Raw genomic sequence first — 13660 nt, 5'->3', positions numbered from 1 at the left:
CGTGACAAGATGACCGACCCCGCCGTCTCCCCCGCCGAGCACGAGTTGCCGGCTGACACCGTGGAGCCCCAGGCCGACCGCCTCCCGGCGCAGGGCGTGGTGCGCGTGGTGTTCTCGGGGGAGGTGCACATCGTTGAGCCGGGCGGCGTCTTCACCATCGGTCGTGACGCAGATCTCTCCGTCGACACGAACCATTTCCTGCACCGCGCTTTCCTGCAGCTGTCGTGCTCGGGCGGCATGTGGTGGCTGGCGAACGTCGGATCCCGACTGTCGGCCACCGTGTCGAGTGCGGGCGGCGCCGTGCAGTCGTGGCTCTCACCCGGCGCGCGTCTGCCGCTCGTGTTCGACGACAGCACCGTTGTCTTCAGCGCCGGGCCGACGACCTATGAGGTCTCCCTGCACCTCGAGTCGGCACCGTACGGGGTGTCCGCTCGCGTGCACGAGTCCGCGTCGGGAGAGGAGACGATCCTCCCCGTCAGCTTCACCGCCTCGCAGAAGCAACTCATCGTCGCGCTTGCCGAACCGATGCTGCGGCGCGAAGGGGTTTCGGTGAGCGAGCTTCCCTCGTCTGCCGCAGCCGCCGAGCGTCTCGGGTGGTCGATCAGCAAGTTCAACCGCAAGCTCGACTTCGTGTGCGAGAAGCTCGACCGCTTCGGTGTCCCCGGCCTGCGCGGCGGACCTGGCCGGCTCGCCACGAACCGCCGAGCGCGGCTGGTGGAATACGCCGTGTCGTCGCAGCTCATCGGGCGATTGGACCTGCCGCTGCTCGAGGCGGGAGACGCCGACGACGGCTGAGTTCGACGAGTGTATGGGGAGAAGTCCCCGCCGCGGGCACGGGCGCCGCGCTCGGCGCTGAGTAACGTGGATCGCGCACGTTCACATGATCGATGAGGTGACAGACGGATGACGGCGATCTGGGAGATCGACGATGGCGAGGAGGAGGTCCCCGGCCTCGATGCCGACGGGCGTCCTGACCCGGCGTACGCCGCGCGTCTCGGGCTCATCCGCGCGCCCTTCCCACGTCGCGCGCTCTCCGTCCTCATCGACGTGGTGGTCTATCTGCTCGTGCAGCTGCCGCTGTGGCTGTTCGCGATGCCGCTCGTCTTCCTCTACCTCTCCGGCAGCCTGAGTCTCTACGGCTTCGTGACGCACCCGAGCTTCCTCCTCGCCGCGATCATGGCCGGCGCCACCGTCCTGCTGACCCTCGTGCTCGGCATCGTGCAGTTCGTACTCCACGGGCGCAAGGGAACGACGATCGGCAAGTCCGTCTTCGGACTGAGGTCGGTGCACGTCGCAAAGCTCGGCCGGCCCGGCTTCTGGCGCGTCGTGCTGCGCAGCATCATCGTCGCGGCCTCGGGGCTGGTCGTGGTCGGCCCGCTCGTGATGGTTCTCTCCCCGCTCTGGGACTCTGAGCGTCGCGGACGCGGCTGGCACGATCACGCGACGCGCGTCTGGCTGATCGATGTCCGAGGTGGGCTGGATCCGTACGACGACAAGCGCATGCGCGTCGCACGCAAGGCAGCGGAGGCGGCTGAGATCGCCGAACGTCCCGGCCTCCCCTCGCTCGCCACCAGCGCGGCAAGCGGAACGGCCCCCGAGTATCGCCCGGCCGCGCGTGTGAGCGCGGGCGTCCTCGGTGTCGCGCGAACTCACGCGGACGACGACGCGCCTCCCGTCGGCCTGCCCGACACGGTCGCGCCGTCGCCCGCGACCGCTCGCGACGCTGCACCTCAGGTCGTCCTCGGCGTCCCGACGAACCTGCGTGGTGCGCCGCCGGAGCGTCCCACGCCCCGCATGCCGGACCGTGTGGAGTCCGAACCAGCGCCGTCTGCTCCGTCGTCGGTCGCTCCGCCGCCCATTCCGCAGGCGTCGCCGCCCCAGCCATCGCCGCAGCCCGAGGCGACCCCTCCACAGCCTGGCCTGACCCCTCCGGCGCCGGAAGCGGCGTCCCCTGACGCGTCGGTTCCCCCTGCTCCGCCCGTGCCGCCGCGGCCGCCCGCGCCTCCCGAGGGCGTGCTCGTTCTCGACACCGGGCAGCGGATCCGTGTCGCCGGGCGAGTGCTGCTCGGGCGCGATCCGCAGGCCCGCGCCGACATCGGCGATGCCCGGCTCATCGCCATCCCCGACGACACGCGATCGATCTCGAAGACCCACCTGTCGCTGCGCGTCACGGAGCTCGGGGTCGAGCTCTCGGACCTCGGCTCCACGAACGGAACCGAGATCGAGCGCGACGGTCAGAGCGCGGTGGTCGCCCCCGGCGCCCCTGTCCTCGCCGCGCGCGGCGACACCGTGCGCTTCGGCGACCGGACGTTCGTCATCCACCTCTCGACCACCGACCGATTGGCGTGATCCGTGAAGGTCAAGCTCACCCTGCATCGCGATGAAGCCGATTCCGTCGACATCGTCGTCACGGCCGACTCCCTCGCCACCGCGGGCGACGTCGCGCGCCACATCGCCGAGACCGACCCCGCCGGCTCGATCACGGTCGGTGACGACGACGTCGTCACGCTCGCCGTCGCGTCGCCGACGGCCGAGCGCATGGAGCCGCTCCAGCACGATGTGCCGCTGAGTGAGGCTCCCATCGGATCCGGCTTCGCGGTGTCGGTGCTCAAGCTTGGCCCGCGCCGCGCGTCGCTCGTGAGCGGGCGCCAGACGATCGCCGTACTGCGCGCGCTGTCCGGCCCGTTCGCCGGACAGGACTTCCCCGTCGCCCGTGGCCACTCGTTCGTCGGGCGCGCGGAGAGCAACGACATCGTCCTCGCCGACCAGGCGGTCTCCAAGCGCCACGCGCGTCTCGAGGTGTCGAGCTTCGTCGAGATCGTCGATCTCAACTCGGCCAACGGCGTGCAGGTCGGCGGCGAGACGGTCGCCCGGGCGCGAATCGAACCCGGCCAGCAGTTCGTCATCGGCAGCACGACCTTCGCGCTGTTCTACTCGGCCGAGGTCGAAGCCGGGTCCGAGGATCCGGTGCTCGAACGCGGCGGCGGGCTGCGGTTCAACCGCAGTCCTCGCGTCGAGGTGCGCTACCCGGGTGAGCAGTTGACGCCGCCGCCGATGCCCGGCGAGAAGCTCACCAAGATGTTCCCGTGGACGATGCTCGTCGCCCCGATCCTCATGGGCGTGGCGATGTACCTCATCACGGATCGTCCGCGCGCACTGCTGATGATCGCGATGACGCCGATGATGGCATTCGGCAACTTCATCAACCAGCGGATCCAGATGAAGAACGCCACGGGTCACGAGCAGATGCTCTTCGAGCGGCAGTTCGAGTCGCTGGAAGAAAAGCTGTACTACGCGAAGCCGGACGAAGAGAAGGCGCGTGGTGAGGAGGCGCCTCCCGTGGCGGAGGTGTTCGAGCACGCGATGCGCCTGGGGCCGCTGCTGTGGACGAGACGGCCCGAGCACTGGAACTTCCTCGCGGTGCGCCTGGGGACCTCGCGCGCGCCGTCTCGCAACTCGATTGTGGAGCGTGAGGAGCAGACGGGTCTGCCCGAGTACATCGATCGCGTGGATCGCCTGCGCGAACGGTATCGGTACGTCGACGACGTCCCGGTGCTCGAATCGCTCACGGCGGCGGGCTCCATCGGCGTCGCGGGAGCGGAAGCCCCGGCGGCGGACGCCATGCGCGGACTGGCGGTGCAGCTGATGGGCCTGCACGCGCCGAACGAGGTCGTCTCCGTCGCGTTCGCGGGGTCGGAGGGCGTCGCCGAGCTGGAGTGGATCAAGTGGCTTCCCCACACCACCAGCGAGACGAGCCCGTTCTCGGCGTTCCCGCTCGCCGATTCGGCACCCGCCGCGAATGCGCTGCTGAGTGCGCTCGAAGAGTACGTGATGAGCCTCGCGAAGGATCCGAAGAATCGCGGTCCCTTCAACGAGGAGTGGAACCCGATGCTCTACGGCACCGACGTCGAGAAGGCCGCGAGCAAGAACGAAGCGCGCCGCCGGCTGTCGGTCATCGTGTTCGTCACGAGCGACGCTCCGGTGGATCGCGCCCGGCTGACGCAGGTGCTGGAACTCGGCGCCGAGGTGGGGGTGCATGCGGTGTTCGTGGCTCCGACGGTCGAGTCGCTGCCCGCCGTGTGCCGGAGCTTCGTCGACGTCACCCGCGGGCTCGAAGACGCGACGATCGGCGCGGTGCGGTCGGGCGAGCGCTATGAGCACGCGAAGGTCGAGGGCGTTTCGAACGCGTACATGCAGATGCTCGCGCGCCGACTGGCGCCCGTCGTCGACGCGTCCACAGTCATCACGGACGAATCCGACATTCCGCATTCGATCGGATTCCTCTCGCTCGTCGGCCCGGAGATCGCCGACGAGCCCGCGGCCATCGTCGATCGCTGGCGCCAGAACAACACGATCATCGACCGATCTGACGCGCCGCGACCGCGACTCAAGAAGGCGGGGGATCTGCGCGCGATCGTCGGTCAGGGCGCGAGCAGCGCGATGTCGCTCGACCTGCGCACTCAGGGTCCGCACGCGCTTGTCGGCGGAACGACCGGTGCGGGCAAATCCGAGTTCCTGCAGGCGTGGGTCCTGGGCATCGCGAGCGCGCACAGCGCCGACCGCGTGACGTTCCTGTTCGTCGACTACAAGGGCGGATCCGCGTTCGCCGACTGCGTGGCGCTGCCGCACTGCGTCGGCCTCGTCACCGACCTGAGCCCGCACCTCGTCACCCGCGCCCTCACGAGTCTTCGCGCCGAGCTGCACCACCGGGAGCACCTGCTCAACCGCAAGAACGCGAAGGATCTGCTCGAGCTCGAGAAGCGGCAGGATCCCGAGACGCCGCCCGCGCTCGTGCTCGTCATCGACGAGTTCGCCGCGCTCGCCAGCGAGGTCCCGCAGTTTGTCGACGGTGTCGTCGACATCGCGCAGCGCGGTCGTTCGCTCGGCATCCACCTGATCATGGCGACCCAGCGTCCCGCGGGCGTCATCAAGGACAACCTGCGCGCGAATACGAACCTCCGCGTCGCCCTGCGCATGGCCGACGAGTCCGACTCGAGCGACGTCGTGGACGACCCGATCGCGGCGTCGTTCCCGCCGTCGATTCCCGGCCGAGCGATCGCGAAGACCGGCCCCGGGCGCCTCACGCCGTTCCAGTCGGCGTACGCCGGCGGGTGGACGCGCATGGACGAGTCGGCACCGGCCGAGGTGGCCGTCGCCGAGCTGCGATTCGGTTCCACGCCCCCGTGGGAGCCCGAGGGTCTCGCCGACTCCGACGTGCATGACGACGACCTCGGACCCAACGACCAGGAGCGCATCGTCGAGAACGTCATCCGCGCACACGAGGTCGCGCAGTTGCCGATGCCGCGCCGTCCGTGGCTCGACGAACTCGCCACGCCCGTCGACCTCGATGACCTGCCGGCACAGGCCGACGCGGAGATCTCGTTCGCGCGTGCGGACGTCCCCGAGCACCAGCGCCAGGATCCCGTCGCGTTCCTGCCGGACCGCGACGGCTCGATGGTCGTGTACGGCTCGTCGGGCTCGGGCAAGTCGACCCTGCTCAAGTCGATCGCGATCGGTGCCGGCCGACACGAGGGGCCGCTCGCCGTCGAGGTGTACTGCCTCGACTTCGCCTCGGGGGCGCTCGGCGTCCTGTCGGATCTGCCGTACGTCGGATCCGTGGTCGACGGCGACGACGCCGAGCGGATCCAGCGTCTGTGGCGCACGCTCGACCAGGAGATGGATCGTCGCGGCACGGAGTTCTCGCGTGCGAACGCGGCGACCCTCGACGAGTATCGCGAGCTCGCGGATCCGGCGAAGTCGCGCATCATCGTGCTGATGGACAACTACCCGGCGTTCCGCAAGGACTGGGAGATGACGGCCAGTCGGCGCTGGTTCTACGGGGTGTTCATGCGGCTCCTGGGCGAGGGGCGCACGCTCGGGATGCACATCGTGCTGACCGCCGATCGCGCGAGCGCCGTTCCGACGGGAGTGAGCGCGAGCATTCCGCGCCGGGTGATCCTCCGGCTCGCAGACGCCAACCAGTACATGCTCATGGGTGCTCCCCGCGACATCCTCGACGATCAGTCGCCCGCGGGGCGCGGCATCGTCGGCAAGCACGAGGCGCAGGTGGCCGTCTTCGGCGGCACGCAGAACGTGGTCGAGCAGGCGAAGGCGATCCGAGCGTTCGCCGACCGGCTGCGCGAGGCTGGCGAGCGCGATGTGCCCGAGATCGGCGCCCTGCCGACGAAGCTTCGCGCGTCGGAGCTGCCCGATACGGTCGACGGTCTGCCGACGTTCGGAATGGCGGACGATACGCTCGCTCCGCGCGGCTTCGATCCGTTCGGCCCGTTCGTCGTTGCCGGGCCACCCGCCTCCGGCCGGACGAACGCGGTCAAGGCGCTCATCCGCTCCATCGAGCGTTTCGACCCCGACGTGAGGATGTATCACTTCGGCAGCCGGCGCGCGCAGTTGAAGGATTTCCGGCCGTGGGTGGCGAGCGCGACGCGGCCCAACGATGAGAAGGAGCTGGCGCTCGAACTTACGGAGCTCCTCGCCGACGAGGAGGATGGCGGGCGGATCCTCATCGTCATCGAGGACGTTCCGCACCTCGCCGACGGGCCGGCCGACCGCGCGATGCGGGCGATGCTGCAGGCCGTCAACAGCAGCGACCACATTCTGATCGGCGAGGCCGATGTCTCTCGCGCGACGAGCGGTGTCGGCGTCGTCGGCGAGTGGAAGATGGGGCGCCAGGGCATCGTGCTGAAGCCGGACGCATACGACGGTGACTCGGTCTTCAAGGTGCCCTTCGGTCGCGTCAAGCGTTCGGACTTCCCGGTGGGGCGAGGCATCTTCGTGCAGGCCGGGCAGTCGGTCACGATGCAGATGCCGCTCGTCGATGACGACGAGGAATGACGGCGAGCACCCGATGGGGAGTTCTCCCCATAGCGTCGTCGGCCTCTCGTCGTTAATCTCGATGAGGTGGGACCGCTGGGGTCCTGCCCGTGCAGCTGAGGATGAGGAGACGTCGAGATGGCAACGCATGATTTCGGTGCAAGCTACGACGAGATGGAAACCGCCGCGCAGAAGCTGCGCGACAAGAAGGGCGAGATCGACGAGGGCCTCGAGGAGGTCATGACCGTCATCGATGACCTCACCTCCGACGGCTTCAAGACCGAGAACGCATCGGGTGCGTACAAGGATGCGGTCGACGAGCTTGCGCAGAACATCAAGGAAGCCAACACCAACGTCGACGAGATGGCCGACGCGCTGGTGAAGATGGCGGACATGATTCGCGACACCGACGGCAACATGGCCGGCGGCGGCGCCTGACCCGCGCTTCTTTTGAGCTAGGGCGGGCCGACGGGGGAGCGGCCCGCCCGATCAATGAACAGACAGGTTCGATTCGTCGCGCGGTGAGGAGGTGTCGTCGTGGCTGTGATGCTGCCGGACGAGCTGGTGTGGGTGCTGCAGAAGCTGGGCTTCGAGTGGCCCGACGTCGACGAGGATGAACTGCGCCGTGGCGCGGAGATCGTGCGCACGTTCTCGAGCGACATGGACACGATCATCCAGTCCGTCGATCGCAAGATGAACGGCGACCTGACGGCGAGCATGCGGGGGCAGACCGGCCCCGCGTACGTGAGTGCGTGGAACACCAACCGCTCACAGAACCTGCAGAAGATGCTCGATCTGCTGGATCCGGCCGCGACCGGCATCGACGCCGCGGCGACGGGCGTCACCGCATTGAAGACCAAGGTCATCATCGAGGTGACCACGACCCTCATCCAGCTCATCCCGCTCCTCGCTGGCGGTCCGTTCACGGCCGCCGGCGCGGCGGGGCTCATCATCGTCAAGAAGCGGCTCATGAACGTCGTCTTCGACCTCGCGATCGAGCAGGTGCTCGCGCAGGTCCTGCCGATGGTGATCGAGCCGATGATGAACGAGCTTCCCGCGATCATCGACGCGGTCCTCGACCATCCGCTGGTCGAGGCCAACGTGGGCGACAGTGACGAGTTCTACGCCGACCTGGAGGCCCTCGAGACGGCAGAGGCCGAGATGGAGACGAGCTCCGCTGACGTGTCGACGGTCACTCAGACGTTCCTCGCGGACCTGTCGAGCCTCGACTTGGGCGGCGACGTCTGATGGCGAGCAAGATGGGGCCTGTCATCCGGGACATCCGTGAAGCAGTCATCACTGCCGCGAGACGGGTGGACGGCGACATGCCCTCGCTGCCGATTCGCCACTCCCGACAGTTGGCGAGTATGCGACGCATGATCCGCGACCGTGACCGTTTTGACGGCGGAACGAACGGTGGTCGCCCCGACGCGCCACCGCACCGGCCGGGGAACACGCCAGCGGGCACCAAGCCGTACGGCGGGCGGAACCGAAACCGTGACAAGGGCGAGTACGGCGAGAACGTCACGGACGGATTCATGCGGGAGCGCGGGTTCGAGAGAGTCAGCCATCGTGACGGCCCGAACGGAATCGACGGGATCTACGCGAACCGCAATGGCGACGTTCTCATCGTCGAGTCGAAGTACAACTCGTCGCGGCTCGGCTGGGCTTCCGATGGGGCTGGCGGGCGAAATCGCCAGATGGACGACGGCTGGTTAACGGGCCACTACAACAACCACGACGTCAACCGCATTCGCGATGCGCTGTTGCCTGACCGCCGGCTTGCCGACGCCGTCGAAAAGCTCTTCAGAAACGGCGATGTGCCGCCCGGGGTCGCTCGGGTGCTGCCTGATGGAAGCGTTGAGGTGACCGTCCCGCGATTCAACCCAGACGGCTCGATCGCAGACGCTCCTGTGTTTGACTTCTAACTCGAGAACGCTGCTCGCGCCCGGCCGGTGACGCGATCTTAAGGTGGGAACATGGCGCACACGATTCGCGACGACCGTATCGATTCGGAAGAGCTGGAGGGCTATCTCGACGACGTCAGGGCGTCGATCGATCAGACTCGCCCGCGTGTGCGTGATCGGGAACTCGAACTCGAAGCCGAGACGCTGTGCCGCGACAACACCACGCTCTTCACACTCCGGTATGCGGCGGGCGAAGCAGTTCAGGAGCTCGCCGACACCCTCGACGAGTGGGGCGGAGACCTCCTCGCCTCCCTGCAGGTGCGGCAGAAGGCGGCAGGGGGTGCCGCAGGCTTCCTCGCGCGGTCCGAGGAACGGTCCGTGCTGCTCTCGACAATCAACCTCGTGTTCGTCGCGACGAGTCTCGGCCGGGCCGACATAGCCACGGCGGTGCTGTCCCACCCTGCTGTTGCCGCTGTGCCGAGTCGCCTGTTCGACGCTCTCGCGACGGCCCACGGGCTCGCTCGTCCAGTGAGCGAGTCAGAAGTTCTCGTGGGGGCGTACGACCCCTGGCTGGCGGTGGCGAGTGCACCGGCCGAGCGTCGACAGGAGACATTCGACGCATACGTGCGCGGATGGCGCGCCCACAACGAGAACGAACGTTTCATCGATCCGGTCAGCGAGTACTTCACGGGTGCATGGGCGTTTGAAGCGGTCATTCTCGTGCAGCTGTGGGGTCTCGACGACGGTCTGGCGCGCGACGTGCCGGAGTATCCGGTGGATCTCGCCGATTTCGCGCAGGATGCGGGGGTGCCGCGTCTCAGCGCGGACACCACGTTGCCCGGCCCGTGGGACGAGCCGGCGCCGCCGAAGGTGATCGAGCCGCAGACCGCCCGTGAGCCGGCGGCGGGAGAGCCGACGCTGGTGACTCTTTCGGCGCTGTTGGCGCCCGTCGGCGGCGAGCGGTTGGAAGCGACGGATGTCGATGCTCTGTTGGACGCGGCCGTCGTGGTCGGCACGGTGGTCACGGTGGACGCGCGTGCGCTGGATCCCGCCGACACGGCTGCGCTCCTGCAGCTCGCGTGCCGCGATCTGGGGCTACCAGCGCCGGGGCGCGGTCCGTCGCGGTTGCCGAAGGATCCGGCGAAGGCTCTGCCGAAGTTCGACGCGTGGCTGGCGAAGGTCGGCGTGCGCCTGCTGAGCCCGGCGATGGACGCGGACGATCTCGCTTTCTTCCCCGTTCTCGCGGAGGACTACGAGACGTTCGGCGGTCACACAGTTGCCGGGCTGCGGCTCCGTACGATGGAACAGGTCGCCGACGACGAATCGTGACAGTGGCGTCGAGCTCGCCACTGTCACAGAAAGTCCCGTCGACCGGACTCACCTGGAGGAATGATGACCGATCCGCAACTGCCTGAGACGCTCGCGGAGGCCGCGCCGCGCCTTGGACTGCGCGTGTACGGTGCGTCGACCCTGGGTGTCCGGCGCTCGGCGCTGGAGGCGGCGGGAGTGCCGCAGGCGATGCCCGCCGTGCGCCACGTCGCGGGTGAGGTTTCGGTCGGCGCCGAGTACGAGCTCGAAGACGGCCGCGTCGTGCCGCTGTCCGACCAGAACCTCGGGACGTGGGGCGTCGGCCTCGACGAGGTTCTCGACGCCGCCCGCGAGCGCCTGTCCGACGGCGAGATCACCGGCATCAGCGCACTCGGCGAAGGCGTCTACCTCATTGAGAACGAACTTCTCGTCGCCGCGGCACTGCTCGCGCCGGAGCTGGTCTCGGGACTCCCCGTGACGGGAGATCTGACGCTGCTGCCCGCCGCCGGTCCGGTGGCCGTCTGCACCGGATCCGAGCACGCCGCCGGTCTCGGGGCCGCGCTCAACATCGTCGATCAGCTCGCGGAAGCCGAGGTCAGGACGGAGACGGCCGTCCCCCTCGTGCTGCGCGACGACGCGTGGCAGCCGTTCGACGTCGCCGCGGCGCACCCGGAACTCGCGCGCGCCGTCGCTCTCGCGGAGCGACTGGCCGCCGTCGACGCGTATGGCGCACAGTCGGGCGTCCTCACGGACGACGCTTTCATCGCGAAGGCCAAGCTCTTCACGAAGCCCGACGGCGACGCCGTGATGGTTGCGACGTGGACCGACGGCGTCGAGACACTGCTCCCGCAGACCGACGAGGTGCTCGTCGTACGCGGTGAGAACGACGTCACGCCGTACCCGTTCGCCGAGTTCCTCGAGCGTGCCGGCAGCTCCGCGGTGCAGGTCGACACGGTTCCCGTGCGCTACCGGGTGTCCGGCGACGCCCTCTCAGCGCTCCGATGAGGGAGAGGGTCGACGCCTGATGGCGAGCAAACTGGGTCCCGTGATCCGTGAGATTCGCGAGGCCGTGATGAACGCCGCGCGCCGCGCGGACGACCGACTTCCCGACCTGCCGCTGCAGCACAAGTCGCAGCTCGCGAAGATGATTCGCCGCATCCGCGGTCGCGACTACTTCGACGGCAACCCCACCGACGTGAGCAGTGGGTCGCGACCGCGCGGATGGGGCGACCGCAACACGCGCCCGTCGGACGTGCTGGACACCGATAAGGGCAAGCGGCCCGATCCCGACTCGTACCTGACCGACGGCTACATCCAGCAGCACCGACGGCAGTTTGACGACGGTGCCTCGCGGTTCCAGGACCTCGGCGGCTACCAGAACTACGGACCGTACCGCACGGACGGGGACGGCAAGGGGTTCGTGCTCCCCAGTTCGGAGGTCGATCGGATCCTGGCACGCGCCGACGGGGACCTTCGCGTCATCGAGCGTGAACTCGGACTGCCCGACGGCATGTTCGGCGACGGGCCGGTCACGGTCGTCGACTTCCCGGACGCGACGCCGGATGACATCCGCATCCCCTCCGGAAACGAGACGGGCGCGAGCAACCTCTGGGAGCCCGGTGGAAAGACGTCCGGCGGTGTGCCCGAGGGCGTGCTCGACGGCGATTCGCCGGGCGGCGGCAACCACGGAGCGCGTACCGGTGACGATGGGCTCCCGTTCGTCATCGGCGGAGCGTGACGCGTGATTCGGATCCGGCGGAGACCCGCGCCCGCGAGTCTGCCGTGGCCGCTGCCGCGGTGGAACACGCTCCACCTGCGGCTCTACGGGGCGGCCGACCTCGGAATGCGTGCGAGCAGCGGCGACGCGGACGATCTGCCGCGGACGAAGCACGTCGGCGGTGAGTTGTTCGTCGGCGTCGATGTGCTCGGCGACCGCCGCACGACCGTCACGCAAGCGCAGGATCGCGCCTGGTACGAGCAGTCGGATGTGCGCTTCCCCGCCCTCACGCGTGACGCGGCATGGCGCGCGCCGTATGGCGCGGAGGAGCGACACGGGGGTCATTGCGAGATCTCCGACGAGGAGCAGGCGGCCGCCTTCCTCGTGAACCGCGACCACACGGCACGGGTGATCGCGCGCCTCGACAAGCGAGGCGACACCGTCGTGATCGCGCTCACCGCGACCTGCGTGATCGCGACCGGCAGTGACGACGAAGATGGCATGCGTTTCATCCTCGATCGCGCGCGGCAGCTCGTCGACGCGGGCGCGGACATCCTGAGCGTCCATCCGCTGGTCTGGCGCAATGGCCAATGGCTGCCATTCGATTGGCGTGGCGGCTTTCCGCGGCTCGCCGCGCGGATCGACGCCGTCGTGCGGCGGGCGGGCGCGCTGCACTACGCCGCGCAGGGGCCGGCGCTCGCACGCCGCGGTATCGTCGTCGCCGAGGTGGAGCTCGTCGAGCATGCCGATGGTGCCGTCACGACCCGCGCGGTGTGGCGACGGGGCACCCGCGCGCTTCTGCCGGTCGTCGACGAGATCGTCGTCGAGGACACGAGGGGATCCGCCGCGGTCATGCCAATGGCGGAGTTCCTCGAGCGTGCCGGCTCGGAAGCGACACGGACGGACGCGGCACCGACGCGGTACGCCGTGGCGAGAAGCGCGTCGGTGTGACGACCGCGACAGGCAGGCTACGGATCCTGTGACGGATAGTGTGGCAGGCAGACTCCCTGAGAAAGGTGATCCACGGATGACGACCGTTGACGCGAACGCGACAGCGCCGCGCACCCCCCGCCTGTATGGCGCGAGCGAACTCGGTGTGCTCTCGCTCGTCGCCCCCGGCGACGCCCACCCCCGCGTGCGGCACCTCGGCGGCGAACTCTTCGCGGGGATCGACGAGCAGGGCGTCGCGGTGACCGAAGGGCAGACGGCCCCGTGGATCCCGTCGTTTCCTCAGGTCCTCGAAGAGCTCGTCGCCGGCGGCGGGGACCTTCCCGCCGCGGCGGACGGCATCGTTCAGATCGATGACGAGGCGCTCGCTGTCACGGCGCTCATCGACCCGGCGCGGATCCCCATCGCGGGTCTCGCCGGCGCCCCCGTCGTGTTCGCGCTCGCGCGAAACTGCGTGCTGATCACCGGCGCCGACGACGAGGCCGCCGTCGAGCGGATCCTCGACCTCGCTGAAGCGCTGTACGACGACGGAGCGCCGCTGGTGAGCGCGCATCCGATTGTGCTCGTCGACGGCGGCTGGGACCGCTTCGATGCGTCCGCCGCGTTCCCCGCGCACGATCCTCGCCTCCAGCGCGTGCTGCGGCTCTGGGGGGTGCGCGCGTACGAGCGGCAGGGCGACGCGCTACGCGACGAGAAGGACGTGCACGTCGCCGCCCCCAAGCTGCACGTGCGCGAGGACGGTGTCACGGTCACGTTCGCGGCGTGGCCGCAGGGCACCGCGACGTTGCTGCCCGTCGTCGACAACGTGATGATCGCCACGCCAGAGGGCAAGATCAGTACGACTACGATGAACGAGTTCCTCGACGCGGCCGGCGACCGCATCACGCGCACTGGACTGTCGCCCGCACGCTACTACGTGCCCGGCGATCGGCCGCGCGCCGCGGAGTGA

At 69.0% G+C, this 13660-nt stretch carries 11 protein-coding genes; all 11 read left to right on the top strand.

Annotated elements, in window-relative coordinates; genetic code table 11:
• Positions 1-9: 9 nt before the first annotated feature.
• The 11 genes from IEW87_RS01160 to IEW87_RS01110 all read left to right on the top strand — a co-directional run bounded on the left by IEW87_RS01160 (position 10) and on the right by IEW87_RS01110 (position 13660).
• Entirely contained in the window at positions 10-795 is a 786-nt protein-coding gene (locus IEW87_RS01160; RefSeq protein WP_229730815.1) for a hypothetical protein, read from the top strand.
• A 108-nt stretch (positions 796-903) separates the two neighbouring features.
• Positions 904-2349, top strand: coding sequence for an RDD family protein (locus IEW87_RS01155; protein WP_188710491.1), 1446 nt, complete (start codon positions 904-906; stop codon positions 2347-2349).
• A gap of 3 nt (positions 2350-2352) precedes the next feature.
• A complete protein-coding gene (locus IEW87_RS01150; RefSeq protein ID WP_188710490.1) occupies positions 2353-6852 on the top strand; it encodes a type VII secretion EssC family protein in 4500 nt (1499 codons plus the stop codon).
• A 117-nt stretch (positions 6853-6969) separates the two neighbouring features.
• Positions 6970-7269 carry a WXG100 family type VII secretion target gene (locus tag IEW87_RS01145; RefSeq protein ID WP_229730813.1) on the top strand — a complete coding sequence of 100 codons (300 nt, stop codon included), beginning with the start codon at positions 6970-6972 and terminating at the stop codon, positions 7267-7269.
• Positions 7270-7377: 108 nt separating this feature from the next.
• Positions 7378-8079, top strand: coding sequence for a WXG100 family type VII secretion target (locus IEW87_RS01140; RefSeq protein WP_229731159.1), 702 nt, complete (start codon positions 7378-7380; stop codon positions 8077-8079).
• A gap of 128 nt (positions 8080-8207) precedes the next feature.
• The gene (locus IEW87_RS01135) at positions 8208-8759 is read left to right on the top strand and encodes a hypothetical protein (RefSeq protein WP_188710489.1); all 552 of its coding nucleotides are present in this window, start codon (positions 8208-8210) and stop codon (positions 8757-8759) included.
• A gap of 51 nt (positions 8760-8810) precedes the next feature.
• The gene (locus tag IEW87_RS01130) at positions 8811-10067 is read left to right on the top strand and encodes a PoNe immunity protein domain-containing protein (protein ID WP_188710488.1); all 1257 of its coding nucleotides are present in this window, start codon (positions 8811-8813) and stop codon (positions 10065-10067) included.
• 63 nt (positions 10068-10130) lie between these two features.
• On the top strand, positions 10131-11051 hold the full coding sequence (locus IEW87_RS01125; protein WP_188710487.1) for a hypothetical protein: 921 nt from the start codon (positions 10131-10133) through the stop codon (positions 11049-11051).
• A 40-nt stretch (positions 11052-11091) separates the two neighbouring features.
• Positions 11092-11784, top strand: a complete 693-nt coding sequence (locus IEW87_RS01120) for a hypothetical protein (protein WP_188710486.1) — start codon at positions 11092-11094, stop codon at positions 11782-11784.
• Positions 11785-11787: 3 nt separating this feature from the next.
• Positions 11788-12714, top strand: a complete 927-nt coding sequence (locus IEW87_RS01115; RefSeq protein ID WP_188710485.1) for a hypothetical protein — start codon at positions 11788-11790, stop codon at positions 12712-12714.
• A gap of 76 nt (positions 12715-12790) precedes the next feature.
• Positions 12791-13660 (top strand): hypothetical protein, encoded by an 870-nt coding sequence (locus tag IEW87_RS01110; protein ID WP_188710484.1) that lies wholly within the window; start codon positions 12791-12793, stop codon positions 13658-13660.

Source organism: Microbacterium faecale, from assembly GCF_014640975.1.
GTDB lineage: Bacteria > Actinomycetota > Actinomycetes > Actinomycetales > Microbacteriaceae > Microbacterium > Microbacterium faecale.
The sequence above is the reverse complement of the archived record's forward strand: the minus strand, read 5'-3'. Positions and strand labels throughout refer to the sequence as shown.